This is a genomic window from Streptomyces luteosporeus, assembly GCF_039532865.1.
Classification (GTDB): domain Bacteria; phylum Actinomycetota; class Actinomycetes; order Streptomycetales; family Streptomycetaceae; genus Streptomyces; species Streptomyces luteosporeus.
Genome location: NZ_BAAASL010000008.1, coordinates 106,268 through 131,673, shown reverse-complemented (window position 1 = coordinate 131,673; position 25,406 = coordinate 106,268). Strand labels below are relative to the sequence as shown.

General features: G+C 73.5%; 19 protein-coding genes. 10 read left to right on the top strand and 9 right to left on the bottom strand.

Annotation, left to right across the window (positions count from 1 at the left end; genetic code table 11):
* Positions 1 to 32: 32 nt before the first annotated feature.
* Positions 33 to 1,205, bottom strand: a complete 1,173-nt coding sequence (locus ABD361_RS12385) for a thiolase C-terminal domain-containing protein (RefSeq protein ID WP_344435087.1) — start codon at positions 1,203 to 1,205, stop codon at positions 33 to 35.
* 86 nt (positions 1,206 to 1,291) lie between these two features.
* Here ABD361_RS12385 and ABD361_RS12380 point away from each other — a divergent pair, with 86 nt between their 5' ends.
* Together ABD361_RS12380 and ABD361_RS12375 are read left to right on the top strand one after the other, a co-directional pair.
* On the top strand, positions 1,292 to 2,482 hold the full coding sequence (locus tag ABD361_RS12380; RefSeq protein ID WP_344435086.1) for an acyl-CoA dehydrogenase family protein: 1,191 nt from the start codon (positions 1,292 to 1,294) through the stop codon (positions 2,480 to 2,482).
* Positions 2,479 to 3,012, top strand: a complete 534-nt coding sequence (locus tag ABD361_RS12375; RefSeq protein WP_344435085.1) for a nitroreductase family deazaflavin-dependent oxidoreductase — start codon at positions 2,479 to 2,481, stop codon at positions 3,010 to 3,012. Before ABD361_RS12380 ends, ABD361_RS12375 begins: the two co-directional genes overlap by 4 nt.
* 148 nt (positions 3,013 to 3,160) lie before the next feature.
* Here the strand turns inward: ABD361_RS12375 and ABD361_RS12370 are convergent, their stop codons facing one another.
* Complete coding sequence (locus ABD361_RS12370; protein WP_344435084.1) at positions 3,161 to 3,808, bottom strand: TetR family transcriptional regulator; 648 nt, start codon at positions 3,806 to 3,808, stop codon at positions 3,161 to 3,163.
* Positions 3,809 to 4,070: 262 nt separating this feature from the next.
* On the opposite strand from ABD361_RS12370, the gene ABD361_RS12365 reads away from it, so the two are divergent.
* Positions 4,071 to 4,874 (top strand): VOC family protein, encoded by an 804-nt coding sequence (locus tag ABD361_RS12365; protein WP_344435083.1) that lies wholly within the window; start codon positions 4,071 to 4,073, stop codon positions 4,872 to 4,874.
* Positions 4,875 to 5,099: 225 nt separating this feature from the next.
* On the top strand, positions 5,100 to 7,646 hold the full coding sequence (gene afsK, locus ABD361_RS12360; RefSeq protein ID WP_425583202.1) for a protein serine/threonine kinase AfsK: 2,547 nt from the start codon (positions 5,100 to 5,102) through the stop codon (positions 7,644 to 7,646).
* 123 nt (positions 7,647 to 7,769) lie between these two features.
* On the opposite strand, the gene ABD361_RS12355 is transcribed toward afsK, so the two are convergent.
* Genes ABD361_RS12355 through ABD361_RS12345 form a run of 3 tightly spaced genes read right to left on the bottom strand, consistent with a single transcriptional unit; the run spans position 7,770 to position 10,154 of the window.
* Entirely contained in the window at positions 7,770 to 8,537 is a 768-nt protein-coding gene (locus ABD361_RS12355) for an enoyl-CoA hydratase/isomerase family protein (protein ID WP_344435082.1), read from the bottom strand.
* Positions 8,534 to 8,998 carry a Zn-ribbon domain-containing OB-fold protein gene (locus tag ABD361_RS12350; RefSeq protein ID WP_344435081.1) on the bottom strand — a complete coding sequence of 155 codons (465 nt, stop codon included), beginning with the start codon at positions 8,996 to 8,998 and terminating at the stop codon, positions 8,534 to 8,536. The genes ABD361_RS12355 and ABD361_RS12350 overlap by 4 nt, the downstream gene beginning before the upstream one ends.
* Positions 8,999 to 9,002: 4 nt before the next feature.
* Positions 9,003 to 10,154, bottom strand: a complete 1,152-nt coding sequence (locus ABD361_RS12345) for a lipid-transfer protein (protein WP_344435080.1) — start codon at positions 10,152 to 10,154, stop codon at positions 9,003 to 9,005.
* Positions 10,155 to 10,268: 114 nt separating this feature from the next.
* Here ABD361_RS12345 and ABD361_RS12340 point away from each other — a divergent pair, with 114 nt between their 5' ends.
* Positions 10,269 to 11,948, top strand: coding sequence for an AMP-binding protein (locus tag ABD361_RS12340; protein ID WP_344435079.1), 1,680 nt, complete (start codon positions 10,269 to 10,271; stop codon positions 11,946 to 11,948).
* 65 nt (positions 11,949 to 12,013) lie between these two features.
* Here ABD361_RS12340 and ABD361_RS12335 read toward each other — a convergent pair whose 3' ends face one another.
* The 3 genes from ABD361_RS12335 to afsR form a co-directional block, all read right to left on the bottom strand.
* Complete coding sequence (locus ABD361_RS12335; RefSeq protein WP_344435078.1) at positions 12,014 to 12,259, bottom strand: hypothetical protein; 246 nt, start codon at positions 12,257 to 12,259, stop codon at positions 12,014 to 12,016.
* 343 nt (positions 12,260 to 12,602) lie between these two features.
* A complete protein-coding gene (locus tag ABD361_RS12330) occupies positions 12,603 to 12,884 on the bottom strand; it encodes a hypothetical protein (protein ID WP_344435077.1) in 282 nt (93 codons plus the stop codon).
* Positions 12,885 to 13,160: 276 nt separating this feature from the next.
* Complete coding sequence (afsR, locus tag ABD361_RS12325; RefSeq protein ID WP_344435076.1) at positions 13,161 to 16,094, bottom strand: SARP-family global regulator AfsR; 2,934 nt, start codon at positions 16,092 to 16,094, stop codon at positions 13,161 to 13,163.
* A 155-nt stretch (positions 16,095 to 16,249) separates the two neighbouring features.
* Between afsR and ABD361_RS12320 the strand changes: the two genes are divergently transcribed.
* The 4 genes from ABD361_RS12320 (at position 16,250) to ABD361_RS12305 (ending at position 22,394) form a co-directional block, all read left to right on the top strand.
* Positions 16,250 to 17,470: an amidohydrolase family protein gene (locus ABD361_RS12320; protein WP_344435075.1), complete on the top strand. Its 1,221-nt coding sequence runs from the start codon at positions 16,250 to 16,252 to the stop codon at positions 17,468 to 17,470.
* 183 nt (positions 17,471 to 17,653) lie between these two features.
* Positions 17,654 to 18,784: an LLM class flavin-dependent oxidoreductase gene (locus tag ABD361_RS12315; RefSeq protein ID WP_344435317.1), complete on the top strand. Its 1,131-nt coding sequence runs from the start codon at positions 17,654 to 17,656 to the stop codon at positions 18,782 to 18,784.
* Between the two features lie 102 nt (positions 18,785 to 18,886).
* Positions 18,887 to 20,653, top strand: a complete 1,767-nt coding sequence (locus ABD361_RS12310) for an N-acyl-D-amino-acid deacylase family protein (protein ID WP_344435074.1) — start codon at positions 18,887 to 18,889, stop codon at positions 20,651 to 20,653.
* A gap of 130 nt (positions 20,654 to 20,783) precedes the next feature.
* Positions 20,784 to 22,394: an APC family permease gene (locus tag ABD361_RS12305; protein ID WP_344435073.1), complete on the top strand. Its 1,611-nt coding sequence runs from the start codon at positions 20,784 to 20,786 to the stop codon at positions 22,392 to 22,394.
* Here ABD361_RS12305 and ABD361_RS12300 read toward each other — a convergent pair.
* Positions 22,294 to 24,321: a serine/threonine-protein kinase gene (locus ABD361_RS12300; protein WP_344435072.1), complete on the bottom strand. Its 2,028-nt coding sequence runs from the start codon at positions 24,319 to 24,321 to the stop codon at positions 22,294 to 22,296. The two genes, ABD361_RS12305 and ABD361_RS12300, sit on opposite strands and share 101 nt — an antisense overlap.
* A 107-nt stretch (positions 24,322 to 24,428) precedes the next feature.
* Here ABD361_RS12300 and ABD361_RS12295 point away from each other — a divergent pair, with 107 nt between their 5' ends.
* Positions 24,429 to 25,406 carry an asparaginase gene (locus tag ABD361_RS12295; protein WP_344435070.1) on the top strand — a complete coding sequence of 326 codons (978 nt, stop codon included), beginning with the start codon at positions 24,429 to 24,431 and terminating at the stop codon, positions 25,404 to 25,406.

The following is a 25,406-nucleotide window of genomic DNA, read 5'->3' as shown; positions in this document are numbered from 1 at the left end:
GGCTGCCCCAGCCCCTGCCGACGACCCAGGGCTCAGTCGCGGCCCAGGACCAGGGTGCCCGCCGAGCAGAACCAGCCGCCCGTCCCCGAGGCGACGGCGAGCCGCGGCGGGCGGCCGTCCGGCCGGCGCACCTGCCTGCCCTCCTCCGCCTCGCCGCGCAGCTGCCGTACCGCCTCCACCAGCAGGAAGAGGCCTCGCATGCCCGGGTGGCAGGCGGACAGCCCGCCGCCGTCGGTGTTGACCGGCAGTGCGCCGCCGGTCGTCAGCCGGCCCCCGGCGGCGAAGGCGCCGCCCTCGCCCTTGGCGCAGAAGCCCAGGTCTTCCAGCGTCACCAGCGTCATGTACGTGAAGGCGTCGTACAGCTCCGCCACCTCGATCTCGTGGGGGCTCACGCCCGCCCGCTCGAAGGCCTGCCGTCCCGCGACGGCCGCCGGGCTGACGGTGAAGTCCTCCCACTGCGACATGGCCGCGTGCGAGACCGCCGTACCGCTGCCCAGGACCCATACCGGTGGCTTCGCCGCGTCCGCTGCGTACTCCTCGGCGGCCAGCAGGACCGCACAGCCGCCGTCGGAGCGTATGCAGCAGTGGAGGGCGGTGAAGGGATCGGCGATCATCCGGCTGCCGAGGACGTCGTCGATGGTGAGGGGGGCGCGGTGCAGCGCGTACGGATTGTGGGCGGCGTTCGCGCGGGCCTGCACCGCGATGTCGGCCAGTTGCTCGATCGTCGTGCCGTACTGGTGCATGTGACGGCGGGCGGCCATCGCGTACTTGGCGATGAGCGTGTGCCCGTACGGCACCTCGAACTGCGCCGGACCGCGTGCGCCGAAGGACAGGTCGGACGTGCGACGGCCCGCCTTGATGTCGGCGCGCGCCGTCGAGCCGTACACCAGCAGGACGGCGTTGGCGTGCCCCTGGGCGATGGCGTCGGCCGCGTGGGCCGCCATGACCTCCCAGGTCGCGCCGCCGACGGAGGTCGAGTCCACCCACCTGGGGCGCAGTCCCAGGTACTCCGCCACCTCCACCGGGGCCAGGGTGCCCAGGCCGGCGGAGGCGAAGCCGTCGATCAGCGAGCGGTCCAGTCCGGCGTCGCGCACCGCGCGGCGGGCGGCCTGCGCGTGCAGGGCGTAGGGGGTGACCGCGTCGAGGCGGCCGCAGTCGGACAGAGCGACGCCGGCGACGGCGACCTTGCGCGTGCCCCGAGTCATGCAGCTGACGGTACATCAGGTGAACGCCTAGCATGACGGCGTGATGTGACGAGACGTCAGATCTAGCCCGCGGAGGGGTGCTGTCCATGGACGCCGCACTCAGCGAGGAACAACACCAGATCAAGCGCACCTTGCGCGACCTGCTCGCCGGGCACGCGCCCCCACCCAAGGTCAGAGCGGCGGCCGAGGCCCCGGCCGGGTACGACGAGGACCTGTGGCGGCGGCTCGCGAAGGAGGTGGGCCTGGCCGGCCTCGTGGTGGAGCGGCAGCACGGCGGCGCCGGCTGCGGGCCCGTCGAGCTGGCCCTGGCCTTCGAGGAGACCGGGCGGGCGCTGCTGCCCTCGCCGCTGCTCGCCACGTGCGCGCTCGCGGCGCCGCTCGTCGCCGCGCTCGGTACGTCCCGGCAGCGGGACGCACTGCTGCCGCGCCTCGCCGGCGGCGACCTCACCGGGACGCTCGTGGTGCCCTGCGGCACCCTGCCCGCCGCCCTGGGCCTGACCGGCCCGCAGGACGGCGAGTGGGCCGGCGGCGCCCGCTCCGGCGGAGTGCAGGCACGCCGTACCCCCACCGGCTGGCGGCTGTACGGCGAGGCACCGCAGGTGCTCGACGGCCACAGCGCCGGCCTGCTGCTGGTCGCCGCACGCGCCGGCGGCCCCGTACGTCCGTGCGTGCTGCTGTTCGCCGTCGACCCGGAGCAGAGCAGGGTGCGCCGCACCCGGCTGGTCACCATGGACCAGACGCGGCCCCAGGCGCGGCTGGAGTTCCGCGACGCCGAGGCCGAGCCGCTGGGCCCGGACGCGGCCGATGCCCGGGCCCCACTGGTGGCGCTCGCCGGCGGTGTGACGGCCGCCCTGGCGGCGGAGGCAGTGGGGGCGGCGGAGCGCGTGCTGGAGCTGACGGTGGAGTACGCGCGCATGCGCGAACAGTTCGGCAGGCCGATCGGCTCGTTCCAGGCGATCAAGCACCGGCTGGCGGACCTGTACGTGGCCGTGTGCGCCGCCCGCTCGGCGGCGTACTACGCGGCGTGGTCCGGGCGGGCCGCAGCCGGTGCGCTGGCGCTCGCACAGGCGCTGGAGACGGCCCGCACGGTGGCCGCCGAGGGCGTGCAGCTGCACGGTGGTATCGGAGTGACCTGGGAACACGATGTGCAGCTGTACTTCAAACGGGTGAGCTCCGACGAACTCCTCTTCGGCCCCGTTCATGGCCTGCGGGCCTGTGCCGCGGAGCTGGCCGGCCTCTTCGACCCGCAAAACGACCGGGAAGCGGTGGTTCTGTGACGGCTGTCGTCGAACAACTGGTGCAGAAGGTCTCCTCGACCCGCACCTTCGCCAAGATCGCCCCGTACGTCGTGCCCGCCGTGGACCGCGCGGTGCACCGCATCACCGGCGGCAGGGTGCTGCTGAGCACCCGCATGCTGCCCGGCTGCGTGCTGACCTCCACCGGCGCGCGCAGCGGCCTGCCGCGCAGGACGCCGCTGGCCTGCATGCCCTGCGAGGAGACGGGGGCCGGACGGCGCGCCTGGGTGCTGATCGGCAGCAACTTCGGCCGGCCCGGACATCCGGCCTGGACGGCGAACCTCCTCGCCCACCCGGAGGCCGAGATCAGCTGGCGGGGCCGGGACGTCCCCGTCCGGGCGCGCCTGCTGCGCGGCGCGGAACGCGAGGAGGTCTGGGCGGCGGTGCTGCGGTTCTGGCCGCCGTACGCGCGCTACCAGGCGCGGGTGGAGCGGCAGATCAGGCTCTTCCGCCTGGACGAGCGTGCCGGGGAGGGCGCGCAGGACACCGGAGGTGCGGAAGGCGGGGCCTGAGGCCGGCGGCCGAACTGCGCCGGCGGCGGGTGGTCCGGGGCCCGGCCCGGACCACCCGCCGCCGTGATGACAGGACGCGCAGGGGTGTTCGACCGTCCGCCGTACCAGGTGGCGGAGCGTTACTGCGGGACGTGCCGCCCGCGGGACGTCACTTCGTCGGCTTCTTGCCGGTGACGCCCAGGTGCACCAGGAGTGCCAGGTTCGGCTTGAGCTCGGCCTGCTTGACGCCCCAGCTCTGGAAGCCCTTCTGGTGGGAGGCCACGGCGGCGAGCATCGCGACCAGCGAGCCGGCGACGGCGGCGGGGTTGACGTCCGCGTCCACCTTGCGCTTGGTCTGCAGCTCCTTGATCGAGTCGGTGAGGGAGTTGGTCACCGCGTTGAGGATCTTCATGCGGATCTTGTAGAACCGCTTGTCGCCCTCGGCGGCCCCGAGGTCGATGACGCGCAGGATCGCGTCGTGCCGGCGCCAGAAGCCGAGGAAGCCGTCGACCAGTTCCTCGGCGGCCTGCCATCCGGCCTTCCCGACCCAGCTGCGCCCGGCCACCAGCTCGGTCAGGCTCGCGCCCTCCTTGGCCATCTCCTCGGCGATCTCGAGGACGGCGCCCTCGACGTCGGGGAAGTACTGGTAGAAGGTCGCGGGCGAGGTACCGGCCCGGCGGGCGACATCGATGACCTTGACGTCGCGGTACGGCGACGAGCTGAGCATTTCGCCGAGGCAGTCGAGCAACTTCTGCCGCGTCGCCTGCCCGCGGCGGCCGGCCACCCGGCCGTCGACGGTGCGTACTTGTCCTGTCATGCCGTCAGCTTACCGAGGGGTGATCGGAGCGCGATTCGGCCGCATGCAAATGGGGGCGGGGGTGCCAAGTGGGGTGAAAGTGCAGGTCAGGAGGGGTGTGCGGGGGTGGGGAGACAGTTGAAGCGGATTGGCCCGTACCGGTGAATTGTCCTATCAACACGCTGTGGACCCCCTCGTCCACAGCCCCTGCCGAGCGGTTGTCCACAGGCCGCGCGGGATCCGTGATCCGGCTCTACGGTGGCACCAGGAGAGGAGCTGGGACATGAGCACAGCACCGGACGGATTCCCGGAAGGCACCCCGTGCTGGGCCGACGTCATGCTGGCCGACGTCGAGGCGGGCAAGCGCTTCTACGGCGAGATCCTCGGCTGGACCTTCGAGGACAGCGGCGGCGAGTACGGGCACTACACGCAGGCCTTCCACGGCGGGAAGAACGTCGCGGCGCTCGCCCCCAAGCCGGACGGGCGCATGCCGACGGCCTGGTCCGTCTACTTCGCCTCGCCCGACGCCGCCGCCACCGGCGACCGGATCCGCGCCGCCGGCGGCCAGATCGTCATGGGGCCCATGGCGATCGGCCCCTTCGGCACGATGCTCATGGCCGCCGACCCCGGCGGGGCCGTCTTCGGCGTCTGGCAGGCGGCCGCCCACAAAGGCTTCGAGAAGCGTGGGGGGCCCGGCTCCTTCGGCTGGACGGAGGTGTGGACGTGGGACGCCGCGGCCGTCGACCCCTTCTACGAGTCGGTCTTCGGCTTCACCACGCACGACGTCAGCGAGGAGGCCGCGACCGACTTCGCGCTGTGGACGCCCACCGGGGCGCCGGGGACGCCCGACCGGGCGGTGGGCGGCCGGGTGGTCATGGACGACCGCTATCCGAGGGAGATGCCCGCCCACTTCCTCGTCTACTTCGTGGTCGACGACTGCGACGAGGTCGTGCGCCGGACGCTCGGCCTGCACGGACGGGTGCGCCTGGAGACCCAGGACACCCCCTATGGCCGGTTCGCGGTGCTCGCCGACGACCAGGGAGCCGACTTCGCCGTCATCGACGTCTCCACTCCGGGACGGGAGTGAACACCGAGGAGTAAGTGACAGGCACGGAGAAGGGCCCGGAGGGGCGGGGCGTCGCGGATGGCGGGATTTCGCCCCATATGACGGAGACACGGCGAAGCGTGCCCCGGGTTCGCAACCGGGGGCTTCGCCAGGAAGAATCAGGGTGCGTACCCCGGGATAATTTCGCGGTGAGACGCTGCACGGGGCTGGAAAACCTTTCAAGCCCCACGGGGAGGTGGCAGGTCAGTGGTGGAGCAGCTTACGCAGCACGACCCGAGACGGATCGGCCCGTTCGAGGTGCTCGGCCGTCTCGGCGCCGGCGGCATGGGGCTGGTCTATCTCGCCCGCTCGGCGTCCGGCCGGCGCGTGGCGATCAAGACGGTGCGCACGGAGCTGGCGGAGGACCAGCTCTTCCGTGTCCGCTTCACCCGTGAGGTGGAAGCGGCCCGGGCCGTCAGCGGCTTCTACACCGCCGCCGTCGTCGACGCCGACCCCCGGGCGGCCGTGCCCTGGCTGGCCACCGCGTACGTCCCGGCCCCCTCGCTCGAGGAGATCGTCAACGAGTGCGGGCCCCTGCCGGCCCAGGCCGTGCGCTGGCTCGCCGCCGGCGTGGCCGAGGCCCTCCAGTCGATCCACGGCGCCGGCCTGGTCCACCGGGACCTCAAGCCCTCCAACGTGCTCGTCGTGGAGGACGGCCCCCGCGTCATCGACTTCGGCATCGCCTCCGGAGTCTCCAACACCCGGCTGACCATGACCAACGTCGCCGTCGGCACGCCCGCATACATGTCGCCCGAACAGGCGCGCGACTCCCGCAGCGTCACCGGCGCCAGCGACGTCTTCTCGCTCGGCTCCACCCTCGTCTTCGCCGCGACCGGGCACGCCCCCTACCACGGCGCCAACCCCGTCGAGACGGTCTTCCAGCTGCTGCGCGAGGGCCCCGACCTCGGCGGGCTGCCGGACGAGCTGCGCCCCCTGATCGACTCCTGCATGCAGACCGCCGCGGAGAACCGGCCCAGCCCGGCCGACCTGCAGTCCCAGCTCGCCCCCCACCTGTTCGCCGCGAACGGGGACGACGACAGCGGTACGGCCTCCGCCTGGCTGCCCCCCAACGCCGTCACCCTGATCGAGCAGCGCCGGGCCGGGCACCGCCCCACCTCCTCCGGCACCGCGACCGGCGGCCGCAGCGGCGGCAGCCGCTCCGCCGTGCCGCCCCGCCCGACCCGGCCGCCGGCCCCCGAGCCCGCCGCGGGGTACGAGCCCTCCGGCGCCCACGGCGCCCACGGCGCCCACGGCGGCACCGGCTGGGCCGCCGGCCGGCCGCCCGCCCAGGGCCCCGGCCGGGCCGGCACCCCCGACCCGCGCAGCGGACTGAGCGGGCCGCACGGCCTCGGGAGCGGCCCCGCGGCCGCCTCCGGGCGGCACGCGGCCGCCCCGGCCCCCGCGCCCGACGGCGTCGTGCGCCTGGCCGGCTCTCAGGTGCCCATCGGTCCCGGGCTGCGCGTCGCCGACGCGCGCGAGCCGCACGCGCTCGCCGGCACCGGCCAGGCCACCGGCTGGGTGCGCCCGCCCTCCGGCCTGCCCACGTCCGGCGCTCCGGCCCCCTCCCTGCCCGCACAGGCCCCCGCCCCGGCCGCCGAGGCCGCCGCCAACGGGCAGGCCGAGCCGGGGCGGTGGCGGCCCTGGAGGTTCCGCATGTCCAACGACGTGTGGGGCACGCCCGTGGTCGCCGGCGACCTGCTGTACGTCACCTCCTTCGAGGTGCACGCCCTGGACGTGGCCAGCGGACGGCGGCAGTTCAAGACCCGGGACGTCGCCTGGGCGATGGCGGTGACCGAGGGCCGCATACACGCCTCCGACGGCCCCACCCTGTACGCGCTGGACGCGGCCGACGGCGCCGAGCGCTGGCGGCTGGCCACCGACGGCTGGGTCTACTCCCTCAAGGCCGACCGTGGCACCGTCGTCACCGGCACCCGCGGCGGCGGCGTGCAGGCGTGGGAGGCGGCCAGCGGCGAGCTGCTGTGGGAGATGGGCGGAGCCCAGACCGACTTCGAGACCCCCGACTGCGGGCCCCAGATCCACGACGGCACGGTCTACGTGTGGGCCGACGCCCGGCTGCGCGCCCTGGAGGCCCGCACCGGCGCCGAGCGCTGGTCCTACCCCGTGGGCGACGCGGCGGCCTGCGGCGGTGTGCCCGTACGGCTGCTGTGCGCGCCCGACGGCGTCGTGTACGTGGCGGCGGGCACCCGCGTGCTCGCCATCGACGCGGCCCGCGGCGACGTGCGCTGGCGGTTCGAGGCACCGGCGGTCTTCCTCTGCCTGCCCGCCCACGCCCCCGGCTCCGCCGTCACCGGCGGCGGTGTGTACATCGCCGACTACCTCGGCACCGTCTACGCCCTCGACGCCGCCACCGGCCGCGACCGCTGGCGCATCGCCACCGAGGCCCGCCAGTCCACCGAGCCGGTGCTCGTCACCGGCGGGGCGGTGCACCTGGGCAGCGGCAGCGCGCTGTACACGCTGGACGCCGTCACCGGCACCCCCAAGTGGCGCTTCGCCGCCGGCGGCGAGATCGTCGGCACGCCCGTCGTCGCCGACGGCCGCGTGCACTTCGGCTCCGCCGACCACTGCCTGTACACGCTGGACGCCACGGGCGGTCAGCTGCGCTGGAAGCTGGCCACCGGCGGGGAGATCACGGGCTCGCCCGTGGCTGCCGGGGGAGTGGTGTACGCGTGCAGCAAGGACCGCTGCGTCTATGCGCTGGACGCGGCCAAGGGCACCGGGCAGACCCGGCGCTGACGGGCCTGCGGGCCAGGGCCTGCTGGCGGCGGGTGGTGCGTCGGCTGCGGGCCGTCGGTGGTTGATCGCGCCCACGCGGCGGCAGCCGCAGATCGACACTGCCCCGCGCCCCTACGGGGCGCCCTAGCGCATTCGGTGTTCGTTGGTGCGGGAGGCGAACCTGTGGGCCTGGGCGGTCGGGGGCAGGTTGCCCGGGGCGATCAGGTGGGGCGCCAAGGACAGGGCGTGTGCCCGGGTGGCCTCCTGGGCCGCCCACAGCGCCCGTACGGTGCCCTGCACCGGTTCCGTCGGGTACGAGGCGATGACCGCCGCCGCGCGCAGGGCCGCGGTCGTGGCCCCGCCCGGCGCGGTGACCTCCGTGACCAGCCCCGTCTCGTACGCCCGCCGGGCGGACAGGCGCTCGGCCGTGCCCATCAGCGCCATGCGAGCGGCCTCGCCGAAGGGCATGCGCTGCGCCATGTACACCGACTCGTAGGCGCTGACCATGCCGTAGGTGGTGTGCGGGTCGAAGAAGGAGGCGTTCTCCGAGGCGATGACGAACTCGGCCTCGCCCAGCAGGTAGAACGCTCCCCCGCAGGCCATGCCGCCGACCGCGGCAACCACCGGTTTCCACAGGTCGCAGGACTTCGGGCCGATCGAGCGCAGCGGATCGTCCACCGAGTAGGGCGAGGCCGGTTGGGGGACGTCGGCCGAGCGGTCGAAGCCGGTGCAGAAGGCCCGGTCGCCGGCGCCGGTGAGGACCACCGCCCGTACGGAGTCGTCGTACCGGAAGCCGTGCCAGGTGGCGGTCAGCTCCTCGGCCGTGGCCGGGTCGATGGCGTTGTGCCGCTCGGGGCGGTCCAGGGTGACCAGGGCGACGCCGTCGTCGCGCCGCTCGACGCGCAGGGTCATGAGTGCTCCAGCTGCCAGCGCGGCAGGTGCACCCCCGGGGCGATCTCCGCGAAGACCACCTTCACGGGGGCGCCGATGCGCAGCCGGGAGCGGTCGACGGAGCCGAGCGGGGCGGTGGGGGAGGCGACGAGGTTGCCGGCCAGCCGGATGCCGGGGGCGTCGCTCAGTTCGACGAGGACGACGTCGTACGGGGCGTGCTCGGCGTAGCCGGGCAGCAGGGGAGGGTGCGCCAGGACGTAGGACCAGATGCGTCCGCGCCCCGACATCCGGCGCCACTCGCCGGCGAAGGAGTGGCAGTGCGGGCAGCAGGGCCGGGGCGGGAAGCGCAGCCGGTGGCAGGCGGCGCAGGACTGGACGCGCAGTTCGCCGCGCGCCGCGAACTCCCAGAACGGGCGGCCGTCGTCGTCCGGCACGGGCAGCAGCAGGCCGTTGTCAGTGGTGCCCCTCATCATGGAGGGCATGAGCTCAACTCCTCAGCAGCAGAGCCGACGTGGGGACGCCCTCGCCCGCCGTGACCAGGCAGGTCGCGGCGCCGGGCACCTGCGCGGTGGAGGTGCCGCGGAGTTGTCTGACGCCTTCGTTGATGAGGTTGAAGCCGTGGACGTACGCCTCGCTCAGGCCGCCCCCGCTGGTGTTCAGGGGCAGCCGGCCGCCGAGTTCGAGCGCACCGCCTTCGCCGAAGGCCGCGCCCTCGCCGCGTCCGCAGAAGCCATAGCCCTCCAGGGAGAGCGGGATGAGCACGGTGAACGCGTCGTAGATCTGGGCGACATGGACGTCCGCCGGGCCGAAGTCGGCGTTCTTCCACAGCTGCCGGGCGGCCGTCCAGGAGGGGCCGGCCAGGGGGTCGTCGGTCCAGTAGTTGACCATGCCGTGGTGCTGGGCGGGCAGCCCCTGGGCGGCGGCGTGCACGAGGACGGGTCGCCGGCGGCAGTCGCGGGCGCGTTCGGCGGAGACGACGACGCAGGCCAGGGCTCCGTCGGTCTCCAGGCAGTTGTCGAACAGGCAGAGGGGCTCGCTGATCCAGCGCGAGGTCATGTACATCTCGCGGGTCAGCGGCCGGTCGTACATCACCGCGGCCGGGTTCTGGTTGGCGCGGTTGCGGCAGGCCAGGGCGACGTTGAAGAGGTGGTCGCGGGTGGCGCCGTACTCGTGGAGATACCGGCGGGCCAGCATGGCGATCTCGTCGACGGGCCGCAGTAGGCCGTAGGGGCGGGTCCACTGTGCCGGGGTCGGCAGCTGGTTGACGGTGTCGCGCCAGGGGCGCGGTCCCGAGCCGCGCTTGCGCGAGCGCCAGGCGACGCCGACGGTCGCCTGCCCGGTGGCGATGGCGGCGGCGAGGTGGGCGACGGTCGCGCACGAGCCGCCCCCGCCGTAGCCGACGCGCGAGAAGAAGGTGACGTCGCCGGCGCCGATGGCCTTGGCGATTTCGACCTCGTCGGTGTTCTCCATGGTGTAGGAGGCGAAGGCGTCGACCTGGGAAGGGGGAATGCCCGCGTCGTCCAGCGCGGCGAGGATGGCGCGGCAGGCCAGTGTTTTCTCGGATTCGGGGAGTTGCCGGGCGAAGGGGGTCTGACCAATGCCGACGATCGCGGTGGTGTCCTTGAGCGTTGCCGTCATCGCCGCCTCCGTGCTGTCGATGCTGACAGCGCGGAAGGCTATCGCTAATCTGACGGTCAGTCAGCTAGTGGTGCGCGGAGCGTACCGCCCGCGGCCGACCGGGGAGGGCGTGCGATGCACGATGACCTGGAGACCGACGAGACCGACGCGATACCCCGGCTCGTTCGAGGCGCAGCCGCGCGGTACGCCGCACACGAGGCCGTCGTCGACGGCCGCACCCGGATCACCTACCGCGAGCTCGGCGAGCGGGTGGAGGAGGCGGCCGCCGCCTGCGCCGCCGCCGGGATCGAGCCGGGTGACCGGGTCGCCGTGTGGGCTCCGAACAGCCTGCACTGGATCGTCGCCGCCCTCGGCGCCGTCTCGGCCGGCGCCGTGCTCGTCCCCGTCAACACCCGCTTCAAGGGCGCCGAGGCCACCCAGGTGCTGGCGCGGACCCGGGCCCGGCTGCTCTTCGTCACCGGCACCTTCCTGGGCACCTCCTACGTGGCCGCCCTGCGCAGCGCTGCCGGCGAGCCGCCCGGCCCGCCCACCGCCGCCGGGCCACCGCGCCGCCGTGCCACCGAGGGCGGCCCCGCGCCGGCGGGCGCGCCGCTGCCCGGGCTGCCGCACCTGCGCGACGTGGTCGTCCTGGCCGGCACCGCACCGGCGGACCTGCGCACCTGGCGGGAGTTCCTCGCCGCCGGGCACACCGTGCCCGCCGCCGCCGTACGGGCCCGGGCCGACGCCGTCGGGGCCGGCGCGCCCTCGGACATCCTGTTCACCTCGGGCACCACGGGCGAGCCCAAGGGCGCCGTCATCACGCACGGGCAGACGCTGCGCACGTTCGCCGCCTGGAGCGAGCTGGCCGGGCTGCGGGAAGGAGACCGCTACCTCATCGTCAACCCGTTCTTCCACACCTTCGGTTACAAGGCGGGGGTCATCGCCTGCCTGATGCGCGGTGCGACCATGGTGCCGCACCCGGTCTTCTCCCCGGAGGCGGTGCTGGCCGCCGTCGCGGCCGAGCGCGTCACCGTGCTGCCCGGTCCGCCGACGGTCCTGCAGACGCTGCTGGACCATCCGGCGCGCGGCGCCTACGACCTGTCGTCCCTGCGGGTGGTGGTGACGGGTGCCGCCGTGGTGCCCCGGCGCCTGGTCGAGCGGCTCCACGACGAGCTGGGCGTGGCCACCGTGCTCACCGCCTACGGCATGAGCGAGGCCACGGGCGTGGTCACCATGTGCCGGCGCGGCGATCCGGTGGAGGTCGTCGCCGGTTCGTCCGGCCGGCCCCTGCCGGGCACGGAGGTCAAGGTGACCGGCGCCGACGGGCGGCGCCTGCCGCCCGGCCGGCCCGGGGAGATCCTCGTGCGCGGGCCCCAGGTGATGTCCGGCTACTTCGAGGACGCCGGGGCCACCGCCCGCGCAGTGGACGCCGAAGGCTGGCTGCACACCGGTGACGTGGGCGTCCTGGACGCCGGCGGCAATCTCCGGGTCACCGACCGGGTGAAGGACATGTTCATCGTCGGCGGCTTCAACGCCTACCCCGCAGAGATCGAGCAGGTGCTGGCCCGGCACCCGGGCATCGCCGACGTCGCCGTCGTCGGCGTGCCGGACGCGCGGCTGGGCGAGGTCGGCAAGGCCTTCGCCGTGCGCCGTCCGGGCCTGCCCGAGCCGGTCACTGCCGAGGCGCTGATCGCCTGGGCACGGCGGGAGATGGCGAACTACAAGGTGCCGCGCGACGTGGAGTTCGTGTCGGAGCTGCCGCGCAACGCCGCCGGCAAGGTGCTCAAGGGCAGGCTGCGCGAGCGGACACGATGACGCCCGCCGCCCGTGCCGGGCGGCGGGCTGGTCGTACGACGGCAGCCGGCTACTGCGGCAGCCGGTTACTGCGGCGGCAGGTTCGCGTGGTCGTCCGCGCCGCCCATCGCGTGGTCGTCGGCGCCGCCCATGGCGTGGTCGTCCGGGGCGACGGGCGCTACGAAGGTGCTCACCTGCGTCTGCCCGGTGCTGTGGTCGTCGGCGGCGGCCGGCACCGTGGCGAGGACCGCCGCGGCAGCGGCGAGGCCGAGCACGGCCAGGCCCTTCCTGCCGTGCGTCAGGGTGCGAATGGTCTTGGGGGTGCGGTGCATCGGCCTCTCCTCTGTCCGGGGGTCGCGCTGCGGTGCGTACGCGTGTGGGTCGGTTGTCCGTGCGTTGGTCTGTCTCGTCTCACGCTGTGCGTGAAGCGGCCGCAGGGGCCGGCGCCGACGGCTCCCCCTCCCTGCCGCCGACGCAGGCCCCTGCGGTTTTCCCCTTACCGTTCACCGGTCGCCGGTTCTTCCTGCCGGCCGGCCCGCGGGTCCCCCCGTGTTCCCCCGTGTTCCCCCCGTGGATCCCCCCGTTGCTCCCACGGGCCGGCCGGCAGGAATCCCCTGCTCCCGGGTCGTGCAGGCTGCTTCCGGCCCCCCGACCGGAAGCAGCCCCGCTCTCAGGTCAGAAGGGCTTCTCCGACCCTGCGTGGTCGTCCATCAGCTTGAAGGCCGGCGGGCTGCCCGCGTGGTCGTCCATCAGCTTGAGGACGGGCGGGCTGCCCGCGTGGTCGTCCGCCATGGTGAACGCGCGGGTGCCGCCCGCGTGGTCGTCCTGCGGCGTCTCCCCCGTGGACGCCGCGGACGCCGTGGCGGCCTGCGCGGCGGTGCTGATCGGTGCGCCCGTTGCCTGGTCGTCCTGCGGCGTTGCCGCTACGGGCGCCTTGCGTACGTTGTCGTCGCTCATCTTCATCTACTCCGTGCAGTGCGAGTCGTTACGGGCTCTGGGGAGGTTGTGCGGACCCGCCCGGCGACTCCCCCGAGAACCGCCGGACGGGCATCTTCAGGGTTGTGACGCCCTGAGGTGAGGCCTCACCCACGACCCGCCTGCCCCCCGACGCGACGGATCGACATCCCTTAGATTGACGCGTCACGATAAACGATCGATGAACGGGCACGTCCAGGGCTTTTCACGACCCTTCGGCAGCCCTTCGACGGCCCTTCGACGGCACTCCTGGCGCGCTCACGCCGCCGTGGCGACCGCGAGCAGCCCGCGCACCTCGGCCGCCTCCGGGGCGTCCAGGCGCTCGAAGGCGGCCAGCGCCTCCGTCCAGCACGCGTGGGCGCGGCCGGGCTGCCCCAGCCGGTCCAGGCACCGTCCCAGCACCGTCAGCACGTTGCCGCGCCGCCAGTCGCCGCCTATGCCGCGCAGCTCGGCCAGGGCCTGTTCGGCCTGGGCCGCCCCCTGGGCGGGCTTGCCGGCGGCCAGGTAGATCTCGGCCGTCCGGAAGAGCGTGAGGCCCACCCACAGCCGCTGCCGGTTGTCGCGGAAGACGGTCAGCGCCTCGTTGAGGCGGTCCAGTGCCTCCTGGTGCCGTCCGACGTGGGTGAGGGCCAGCCCGTACGCGTACAGGCCGTTGGCCATCCGCCAGGAGACGTTGACCTCGCGGTAGATGGTGAGCGCCTGCTCGGCCAGGCGCACCGCGGACTGCACGCGCCCGGTGTCCTGGTGGACGCGGGAGAGGTTGCTCAGGGCGCTGGCCTCGCCGGGCCGGTTGCCGTCGGCGCGGAAGGCGGCGAGCGCCTCGCTGATGTACGCCTCGGCGTCCTCGTGGCGGTGCTGGTAGATGGCGGTGATGCCGCGGTTGTTGGAGGCGTAGCAGCAGGGGATGGGATCGCCGTTCGAGCGGCCGAGCAGGACGGCGAGGCGGGCCTCCTCCTCGGCCGGGTCGAACTGGCCGGACCAGTTGAGCACGTGCGTGAGGACGGTGCGCGCCCGTCCCTCGGCGCGGCTGTCGCCGGTGGCGCGGGTGGCGGCCAGCAGGGCCCTGGCGGCCTGTTCGTACTGCCGGGAGTCGGCGCCGGACTCGGCCAGGTCCTTGGCGGCCAGCAGCAGGTCGACGGCGCGGCGCAGGGTCTCGCCCCCGCTGTGCGCGTGCTGGCGCGCGCAGGCCAGCAGGCAGCCGGCCTCCGAGAAGAGCCAGTCGGTCGCGGCGCTGCGGTCGCTGAAGGACAGCCCCGGGTGGGTGGTCGGCGTCAGGTGGCTCAGCAGGCGGTCGCCGGGGCGTTCGAGGACGTACACGCCGGCGGCGGTGGCCAGGTAGAAGTCGAGCAGGCGGGAGAGGGCGGCGGCCCGCTCGGCCGGCGGGTGCTCGTCGCGCTCGGCGCAGGAGCGCGCGTAGAGGCGGACGAGGTCGTGGAAGCGGTAGCGGCCGGGGGCGGCGGACTCCAGCAGGGAGGTGTCGACGAGGGACTCCAGGAGCTCCTCGGTCTCCTCGTGGCCGAGGTCGAGCACGGCGGCCGCGGCGGCCAGCGAGATGTCGGGCCCGTCGGCGAGGCCGAGCAGGCGGAAGGCGCGGGCCTGGGCGGGTTCGAGCTGGCCGTAGCCGAGTTCGAAGGTGGCCTTGACGGCGAGGTCGCCGGCGCGCAGCTCGTCCAGGCGGCGGCGTTCGTCGGCGAGCTTGCGGGCGAGGACGGAGACGGTCCAGGTGCGCCGGGCGGCGAGGCGGGAGGCGGCGATGCGGATGGCCAGGGGCAGGAAGCCGCAGGCGGCCACGACGTCCATGGCGGCGTCGCGCTCGGACTCCACGCGCTCGGGGCCGACGATGCGGGTGAAGAGCACGAGCGCCTCGTCGGGGCTCATCACGTCGAGGTCGACCAGGTGGGCGCCGGCGAGGTCGACCATGCGGCTGCGGCTGGTGACGAGGGCGGCGCAGCCCTCGTTGCCGGGCAGCAGCGGGCGTATCTGGGCGGCGTCGCGGGCGTTGTCGAGCAGGGTGAGCACGCGGCGGCCGTCGAGGGTGGAGCGGAAGAGGGCGGCGCGCTCGTCGACGCCCTCGGGGATGGCGGAGTCCGGGATGCCGAGGGCGCGCAGGAAGGAGCCCAGCACCGCCTCGGGCTCGGCCGGTACGGGCCCGGTGCCCTGCAGGTCGACGTAGAGCTGGCCGTCGGGGAAGTGGTTGCGGGCCGCGTGGGCGACGTGCACGGCCAGCGTCGTCTTGCCCACGCCGCCGATGCCGGCGACGGCGGAGACGGCCATGATGCTGCCGTCGGCCGTCGCCAGCTGGTCGCTGAGCTCGTCGACGAAGGAGGTGCGGCCGGTGAAGTCGGGCACGGTCGCCGGCAGCTGCGCGGGCCGTACGAAGGCGGGCCCGGCGCCGGTGCGGTCACCGGTCGCGAGCTGCACGTTCAGGGCGCTGTCGGCGTTGAGGATGCGCTGCTGGAGCTCGGAGAGCTCCTGGCAGGGGTCCACGCCCAGCTCGTCGGCCAGCAGGCGGCGGGTGTCGGCGTAGACGGCCAGGGCCTCGGCCTGGCGGCCGCTGCGGTACAGGGCGAGCATCAGCAGCTCGCGCAGCCGCTCGCGCAGCGGGTGGGCGGCGGTCAGGGCGGTGAGCTCGGAGACGGCGTCCGCGTGCCCGCCGACTTCGAGGTCGAGGTCGAGGCGGGTCTCCAGCAGCGTCAGCTGCCACTCCTCCAGGCGGGCGCGCTGGGTCTCGGCGTACGGGCCGGCCAGGCCGGCCAGCGGTTCGCCGTCCCACAGGGCGAGGGCCTGGTTGATCAGGTCGCGGGCGCGGGAGCGCTCGCCGTTGCCGCGCGCCTTGTCGGCCTCGGCCGCCAGCCGCTCGGCGCGGTCGATGTCCAGCCCGCCGGGCCGGACCCGTATCGCGTAGCCGCCGGCCTCGCTGACCAGGGCGTCCGCGTCGGGGCCGAAGGCCTTGCGCAGCCGGGAGGCGTAGGTGCGCAGCGCGGCGAGGGCGGCGTGCGGGGGCTCCTCGCCCCACAGGGCGTCGACGAGCTCGGGCGCGGTGGCGGTGCGGCCGCCGCGCAGCAGCAGCGCGGCGAGCAGCGCGCGCTGCTGGGGTGACCCGGTGTGGAGCGGTTCCTCGCCGCGCCAGGCGCGGACGGGGCCGAGCACGGTGAAGCGCAGCTGCTGCCCGTGCCCTGTGTCGCCGGCCATCGTGACCCCCTGCCTGTCCTGCTCGGTCGCACCGGCCAGTCTGCCTTGTTCCGCGGCTCGGCGTCAGAAGGCGTCCGGCCCTCTGCACACGGCCCGCCGTGGACCGGAGCACCGGGTTACTGACGGTTCGTCAGATCGGCGCTAACGTGTCGGCCATGGCGAGCTTCCCCAAGATAATCTCGGTGGACGACCATGTGGTCGAGCCCCCCGACGTCTGGCGGGACCGGCTACCGGCGAAATTCCGGGGCGCCGGGCCGCGCGTCGTCCGGGCGCCGGTCGAGGGGATGACCTTCCGCGGTGGCCGGTTCGCGCCCGTGATGGGCGCTCCGGGGGGCGAGGGGCCGCCGGCGGACTGGTGGGTCTATGAGGATTTGTGCCGCCCTCTGACGCGGCTGGATTCCGCCGTCGGATGCTCCAGGGACGAGGTGAAGCTGGAGGGGATCACCTACGAGGACATGCGGCCGGGCTCGTACGCCGTCGCCGAACGGCTGGCCGACATGGACGCGAATCATGTCCAGTCCTCGCTGTGCTTCCCCACCTTCCCGCGCTTTTGCGGCCAGACCTTCGCCGAGGCCGCCGACCGCGAGCTGGCGCTCGCGTGCGTGCGCGCCTACAACGACTGGATGGTCGAGGAATGGTGCGGCCCCGCGGCCGCCGGCCGGCTGATCCCGCTGACTCTCGTCCCCCTGTGGGACGCGGAGCTCGCCGCCGAGGAGGTGCGGCGCAACGCCGCCCGGGGCGTGCGGGCCGTGTGCTTCTCCGAGATACCGCCGCACCTGGGCCTGCCGTCCGTCCACGGCGACGGCTGGGACCCCTTCCTGCGCGCCTGCGACGAGACCGGCACGGTCGTCGCCATGCACATCGGCTCCTCCTCGCGGATGCCCTCCACCTCCGCCGACGCCCCGCCGGCCGTCGGCTCGGCGCTCACCTTCGCCAACTGTTGCTTCTCCCTGGTCGACTGGCTGATGTCCGGGAAGTTCGACCGCTTCCCGGGCCTGCGCGTCATGTACGCCGAGGGGCAGATCGGGTGGATCCCCTACATCCTGGAGCGGGCGGACACCGTCTGGGAGGAGAACCGGGGCTGGGGCGGAGTCGCGGAGAAGGTGCTCACCCCGCCGTCCGAGCAGTTCGCCCGGCACGTGTACGGCTGCTTCTTCGACGACGCCTTCGGGCTGCGCAACCTCGCGGCGATCGGCGAGCCCAACGTCCTGTACGAGACCGACTACCCGCACTCCGACTCCACCTGGCCGCGCTCCCGCGAGGTGGCCGAGGAACAGATGGCGCACCTGCCGCAGGAGACGGTCCGGCGCCTGGTGCGGGGCAACGCGATCGAGCTGCTGGGGCTGACCCCCGAGGGGCTGTGGGCCGGGGGCTGAGGGACACGGGGCCGGCCGAGGGGCGGGAGCCGGCCGAGGAGGGGGCTCCGGTCACCCTTGACGGTCGATGTGACCGGTGCCACAGTCGGGGCGCATCTGACGGCATGTCAGGCGCGTCACATCGGGTGCGTCCGGCACGTCACATACGTAGACAGGGAAACCTGAAGACAGGCGGTGACCTCCGTGGAATTCGGGATCTTCGTGCAGGGCTACGTACCCGCGAGCCGCTCGCGCACCGACCCGCAGGCCGAGCACCACGCGCTGATGGAAGAGACCGAATACGTCATCCAGGCGGACAGGTCGGGCTTCAAGTACGCCTGGGCGTCCGAGCACCACTTCCTCGACGAGTACTCCCACCTCTCCGCCAACGACGTCTTCCTCGGCTACCTCGCCCACGCCACCGAGCGCATCCACCTCGGCTCCGGCATCTTCAACCCCCTCCCGCAGGTCAACCACCCCGCCAAGGTCGCCGAGAAGGCCGCCATGCTCGACCACCTCTCCGGCGGCCGCTTCGAGTTCGGCACCGGCCGCGGCGCGGGCAGCCACGAGATCCTCGGCTTCCTGCCGGGCGTCACCGACATGGACGTCACCAAGGAGATCTGGGAGGAGACCGTCGCGGAGTTCCCGCGGATGTGGCGCGAGGGGGAGTACGCGGGCTTCACGGGCCGGCACTGGTCCCTGCCGCCCCGCAAGGTGCTGCCCAAGCCGTACGGGCCCGCCCACCCGGCCATGTGGTACGCCGCCGGCTCCCCCTCCTCGTACGCCATGGCCGCCCGTAAGGGCCTGGGCGTGCTCGGCTTCAGCGTGCAGAAGGTCGCCGACATGGAGTGGGTCGTCGACTCCTACAAGACCGCCATAGCCGAGGCCCGCCCGGTCGGCGACTTCGTCAACGACAACGTCATGGTCACCACCACCGCCATCTGCGCCGAGACGCACGCCAAGGCCGTCGAGATCGCGGTCGGCGGCGGGCTGAACTACCTGCAGTCGCTCCTCTTCCGCTACCACGACACCTTCCCCCGCCCCGAGGGCATCCCCCGCTGGCCCGAGCTGCTGCCCGAGTACAGCGCCGAGATCATCGAGCTGCTCATCGCCGAGGAACTGATGATCTGCGGCGACCCCGACGAGGTCTTCCGCCAGTGCAAGCGCTGGGAACAGGCCGGCGCCGACCAGCTCGCCTTCGGGCTGCCCATCGGCATCCCGTACGAGGACACGATGACCACGATCCGGCTCATCGGCGAGCACGTGATCCCCAAGATCGACACGGACCCGGTCCACCGCACCACCCGCTACCGCCGGGCCGCCGCCGGCGCCTGACGCCCGGCGCCGCACACGCCGGGGCGGCGCCTCCCGGGCCGCCGCCCCGGTCCCCACCGGAAGTGCCCTTCACCGCTCGACGCCGAGTGAGAGGACCCGACCGTGCTGGACCACCTCATCCGCCGCGCCACCGTCGTCGACGGCACCGGAACCGGCGCCTACACCGCGGACGTCGGCCTGAAGGATGGGCGGATAGCCCTGGTCCGGCGCGGCCCGGCCGCAGTGATGGCCGGCGGACGGGTGGGCGAACGCGCGCGCACCGAGGAGGACGCGGACGGGCTCGTCCTCGCACCCGGCTTCGTCGACCCGCACACCCACTACGACGCGCAGCTCTTCTGGGACCCCTGCGCGACCCCCTCCATGAGCCACGGCGTCACCACCGTCGTCGGCGGCAACTGCGGCTTCACCCTCGCACCCCTGCACCCCGGCCGCCCCGCCGACGCCGACTACACGCGCCGGATGATGAGCAAGGTCGAAGGCATGTCGCTGGCCGCCCTGGAGGAAGGAGCGCCGTGGAGCTGGTCCTCCTTCGCCGACTACCTCGACGCCCTGGAGGGCCGCATCGCCGTCAACGCCGGCTTCATGGTGGGCCACTGCGCCCTGCGGCGGTACGCCATGGGCCCCAACGCCGTCGGCGGCACCCCCGACGACGGCCAGCTGCACCGGATGCTCACCCTCCTGCACGAGGCGATGGACGCCGGAGCCTGGGGGCTGTCCACCACGCGCTCGCCCACCCACTCCGACGGCGACGGCCGCCCCGTCCCCTCCCGGCACGCCGGCCCCGGCGAACTGCTCGCCCTCGCCCGCGCCGTCGGCGCGCACGAGGGCACCCAGCTGGAGGCCATCGTCGCCGGATGCCTCGACCGCTTCAGCGAGGAGGAGAGCCGGCTCCTGGTGGCGCTGACGGCCGCCGCCGGCCGCCCCCTGAACTGGAACGTGCTCACCATCGACTCCGCCGACCCCGGACGCGTGCCCCACCAGCTCGCCACCGCCGACCGCGCCCGCGCCGCCGGCGGCCGCATCGTCGCCCTCACCATGCCCGTCCTCGCCCCCATGAACATGTCGCTCGGCAGCTTCTGCGCCCTCAACCTGCTGCCCGGCTGGGGCGACATCCTCGCCCTGCCGGTGCCCGAACGTATCGACCGGCTGCGCGACCCCGTCGTACGCGCCGCCATGCTGCGCGGCGCCGCGAGCCCGCAGGCGGGCTCCTTCCGCCGGCTCACCGACTTCGGCCGCTACGTCATCGGCGACACCTACACCAAGGAGAACGACGGGCTCACCGGCCGCACGGTCGCCGACATCGCCGCCGAACGCGGCAGCGACCCGTTCGCCACGCTGGTCGAGATCTGCGCCGCCGACGACCTTCGCACCGTCCTGTGGCCGATGCCCACCGACAACGACCCCGCCAGCTGGGAACTGCGCCGCGAGGCGTGGGAGCACGACGACGTCCTGCTCGGCGGCTCCGACGCCGGCGCCCACCTGGACCGCATGTGCGGCGCCCCCTACCCCACCCGCTTTCTCGGCGACTGCCTGCGCGGACGCGGACTCGTGCCGCTGGAGCGGGCGGTACGGATGCTGAGCGGGGAGCCGGCGCGGCTGTTCGGGCTGCGCGAGCGCGGCCGCATCGCCGAAGGCTGGTGGGCCGACCTGGTGCTCTTCGACCCCGAGCGCATCGACGCAGCCCCGGCGGCGCTCGTACGGGACCTGCCCGGCGACGGGGCGCGCCTGGACTCGCGGGCCGTGGGCGTGATGAGCGTGCGCGTGAACGGGGTCGAGACGGTACGCCACGACGTGGTCACCGGCGCGGTGCCGGGCCGGGTGCTGCGCTCGGGCCGGGACACGGAGACGGTGGGGACGGGAAATTTTTGAACCCGGACAAAAGGGGTGCGGCTGCGATTCCCGTACCGCTCGGGCAGGCCGCTGACCTCCGGCGTTACCGGCCGTAAGGCGGGAATCGGCCCATCCGGTTGCGGAAACAGCAGCACCTAACGTCCTCGCCATGGTTCAGGTGGCTCCGCGGCTGAGGGCCGCAGACGCAGGACACGTGCGCGCCAAGGGGCTCGGCGGCAATTCCGTCGGTCTGCTGGGCAGCGCCGTCATCGGGATCTCCACCGTCGCGCCCGTCTACTGCCTGACCTCCACCCTCGGCCCCACCGCCGGGCAGGTCGGGGTGCGGATGCCCGCCGTCTTCCTCGCAGGCTTCCTGCCGATGCTGCTCGTCGCCTTCGCCTACCGGGAGCTCAACCGCTCCCTGCCCGACTGCGGCACCTCCTTCACCTGGACCGTACGGGCCTTCGGGCCGCGGACCGGCTGGCTGTGCGGCTGGGGCCTGGTCATCGCCACCATCATCGTGCTGTCCAACCTCGCCGGCGTGGCGACCTCCTTCCTCTACCTGCTCCTCGGCGAACTCACCGGCAGCGACGCCGTCGCCGCCCTCGACGGCAACCGACCGGTGCACGTCGCCACCTGCCTCGCCCTCATCGCCGCCGCCACCGCCGTCAGCTACCGCGGCATGACCGCCACCAAGGGCGTGCAGTACGCCCTCGTCGCCCTGCAACTCGCCGTCCTGGCCCTCTTCGTCGTCCTGGCCGTCTCCAAGGCCCGCACCGGTGCGCCACCGGGCGCGACGGGCTTCTCCTGGACCTGGCTGAACCCCTTCGGCATCGAATCCTTCGGCGCCTTCACGGCCGGACTGTCCCTGTCGATCTTCATGTACTGGGGCTGGGACGCCTGCCTGACCGTGAACGAGGAGACCGAGGGCAGCGCCGCCACCCCCGGCCGGGCCGCCCTGCTCGCCATGGCGACCCTCGTCGGCTCGTACCTGCTCACCGCCGTCGCCACGCAGATGTTCGCCGGCGTGGGCGAGCAGGGCACCGGCCTCGGCAACCCCGACACCGCCGGCAACGTCTTCGCCGCCCTCGCCGGCCCCGTCATGGGCAGCACGGCGGCCAGCCTGCTCTTCGTCGCCGTCCTGGCCTCGGCCGCGGCGAGCCTGCAGACCACCTTCCTGCCGGTGGCCCGCACCGTACTGGCGATGAGCACCTACCGCGCCCTGCCGCCGTCCTTCGCCCGCGTCCACCCGCGCTTCAAGTCCCCCGGCCGCGCCACGATCGCCGCCGGTGCGGCCACCGGCGTCTTCTACGCCGTCATGAGCTGGCTCAGCCGGAACGTACTGATCGACACGGTCTACGCCCTCGGCCTCATGATCTGCTTCTACTACTCGCTCACGGCGTTCGCGTGTGCGTGGTACTTCCGCGCCGAGCTGAGGAATTCGGTGCGGGATGCGTGTTTCAAGGGCGTCTTCCCACTAATAGGCGGCACGTTGCTCGCGGCCGTCTTCTGTAAGACGCTCCACGACATGTGGGACCCTGCCTACGGCAGCGGTAGTTCGGTGCTCGGTGTCGGTTCCGTCTTCGTCATCGGTGTCGGTCTGTTGCTGCTGGGCGTGGTGCTGATGCTGGTGATGCGGCGCCGCAGCCCGGAGTTCTTCCGCGGGGAGGTCATCGCGGTCAGCCGGAGCTGTCCATCAACCACCGGGCCAGCCCGGACAATATGCCGCGACGCCGGGGGGACCGGGCAGGGGCCGGGAGCTCGCTCAATGCCTTCTTGACCTCTTGCGTGAAGAACGCGTCGGGGCCGAGGTCTCGGGTGCCGACGGCCACGAGGGCGGTCAGCAGGGAGTTGGCCTGGGCGTAGTCACCGGTCGCAGCAAGCAATTCGGCGTATAAGTGCTGGATCGGAAGCCCGACGGGCGCATCACGGCCGAACAAGGCCGAGAAATCGGCAGCGACGCCCGACAACTGTTGCAAACCCTTGACCGGATCAACGGCGGCTGCGGCGGCGGTTGCCTCCAGCGCACGGGTCACCAGCGCAAGGGGAGCATCGGGCCCCATCACGCGCAGGAAGTCGGGGGTAAGAAGCCGAAGCCGGCCCAAGCACCGGGAGAAATCGCCCTCCGCCAAGCAGTAGGCGTCCGCCAGCCGGCACGCGAGCGTGGTCGGTGCATCGGGGCCCAGGGCGTTGGTGCAGTCACGAGTCACCGCAGTGATCAGGGCAACTCCGCGTTCCCGCTCGCCGGCTTCGGCAGTGGACAGGGCATGCAGTGCGCGGGCCTCGAAGGTGAGGATGTGACGGTCGCCGAGAGCCCGTGCGCAGTGGCCCATCAAACCAGCGCGGAGATCGCGGGCTTCCGCCTCGTCACCCCGTAAGGAGATGGCGGCGGCTTGGATGAGCTGTGCATCCAAAGTCTCCAGCGCGTCGGGCCCCAGCACGGACGTACAGTCGGCGATGAGTGGGGGACAAAGGATCAGCGCTTCGTGCGCCCGTAACGACTCCTTGGTCCAGCGTGCGTGTTCGACACGTGCGCCCAACGTCAGCCGGTGGTCGTCCCCCAGCTCCGCGCGGCACCGGCGGACGAGCCGTTCGGCCGCGAGCCGCGCCTGGTCGAGATAGCCCGCCTCGCCCGCGAAGTACGCCAGGCGCAGCCGCGCAGTGAGCGTGCACGGGTGTCCCGGCCCCAGCGCGCGGGCGCAGTCGGACACGACTCCCCGCAGGAGCGTGCGCGCGCGGCCCGCGCGACCGGCGTTCCCCACGGCCTCGGCCTCCTGCAGCCGCTGCCGCAGCACGCCTTCCGGCGAGTCGGCGGTGATCAGTAAGGCCGTCCAGCCCGGCTCGCTCAGAGTCTTCTCCAACGCGGCCAGCCGCTCCCGCACCACGGCTGCGCTGTGCGGCCGCTGCGCAGGGTCCTTCGCCAGGAGGTCGAGGACGAGCCGGTCCGCTTCCGCCGGGAGCCCGGGGCGGGAAGCGCTCGGGGCCGGTGGCGGCTGGTGGACGTGGGCGTGGAGCAGGGCGGCGGGATCGGCACCCGGTGCGCTGAAGGGTGGGCGGCCGGTGAGCAGTTCGTGCAGGACGCACCCCAGGGAGTACAGGTCCGAGCGCGCGTCGACGGGGCCGAGCGTGATGCGCTCGGGCGCCATGTAGCCGATCGATCCCAGTATTTGGCCGGGCAGCGTGAGGTCCAGCGGCAGCTGGGTGCTCTTGGCGATGCCGAAGTCGAGCACTTTCAGATTGCCGGCGCTCTCGTCGACCATGACGTTGGGGGGCTTGATGTCCCGGTGGATCACTCCGGCCCCGTGCGCCGCGTGCAGTGCCTCGCAGATCTGGGACGCCCAGGCAAGGGACCTGGCCACCGAGGGCAGGCCCTCGGCGAGGATGTGCGACAGCGACCGTCCCGGCAGGAGTTCCATCACGAGGAAGTCCTGGTAGCTGCCGTTGTGCTGGGTCCTGCCGAAGTCGTACACGGTGACGATGCGGCTGTTCGAGAGGCCGCCCGCCATCACGGCCTCCTGCCAGAAGCGGGCCGCGGCCCTGCTCGTGTCGGCTTCGCCGACCTCGTCCGGCCCCAGTACCTTGATCGCCACGTGGCGCAGCATGCGTTCGTCGAAGGCTTCCCAGACTTCGCCGAAGCCGCCGCGGCCGAGGGCGCCGACGAGCCGGTAGCGCCCGTCCAGTACGTCCCCCGCTTCCATCGCCCCCATGGCTGGAAAGTACCGGTGACCCTCGGGTAGAGGAACAGGCCGGCCAGGGCAGCGCGACTCCCATACTGGTGGCCGAGAAACGAACCGGTGGCTGAGGGGGAGACGGGATGAGCGTCGCACTGCTGGCACTCGGAGGCACGATCTCGGTGCCGGACCGCGCGCGGGGAGCACGGCTGAGCGGTACCGAGATCACTGCGGCCGTTCCCGGGCTGGCGGGGACGGGCGTCGTGCTGGACGTACGGGACGTGCACGCCGTGCCCAGCGGGAGCCTCACGTTCGCGCAGGTCCTCGACGTCGTCGCCCTCGCCTCGCGTGCCGTGGCCGAGGGTGCGGAGGGCGTCGTCGTCACGCAGGGCACCGACACCCTGGAGGAGACGGCCTTCCTGGCCGACCTGGTGTGGCCGCACGAGGCGCCGCTGGTGCTGACCGGTGCGATGCGGCAGCCGGCCATGGCGGGGGCGGACGGGCCGGCCAACGTGCTCGCCGCCGTGCGGGTCGCCGCGTCGCGTGCCGCGCGCGGCGCGGGCGCCCTGGTCGTGTTCAACGACGAGGTCCACGCGGCGCGGTGGGTGCGCAAGACCCACAGCACGAGCACCGCGACCTTCGCCTCGCCGGGTGCCGGGCCGCTCGGGCACGTCGTCGAGGGCCGGGTGCGCATGCTCCTGGCCGCGCCCCGGCACGAGCCGCTGCCGGCCGCGTTCGACCGGGAGCGGCTGGAGGCGGCCCGCGTGGCCCTGCACGTGGTGACCCTGGACGACGACGGCGAGCAGCTGGAGGGCCTGGGGACGGCGTACCGGGGGCTGGTCGTCGCCGGGTTCGGTGTCGGCCACGTGCCGGGCGGGCTGGCGCCCCGGCTGGGCGAGCTGGCCGGGCGGATGCCGGTCGTGCTGACCTCGCGCACCGGGAGCGGTTCGGTGCTGCGGGAGACGTACTGCGCGCCCGGCTCGGAGACGGACCTGCGGCAGCGGGGGCTGATCGACGGCGGGTTCCTCGACCCGTACAAGGCGCGGGTGCTGCTGCGGCTGCTGCTGGCGGGCGGCGCGGGGCGCGAGGAGATCGCGGAGGCGTTCGCCCGGCGGGGCTGA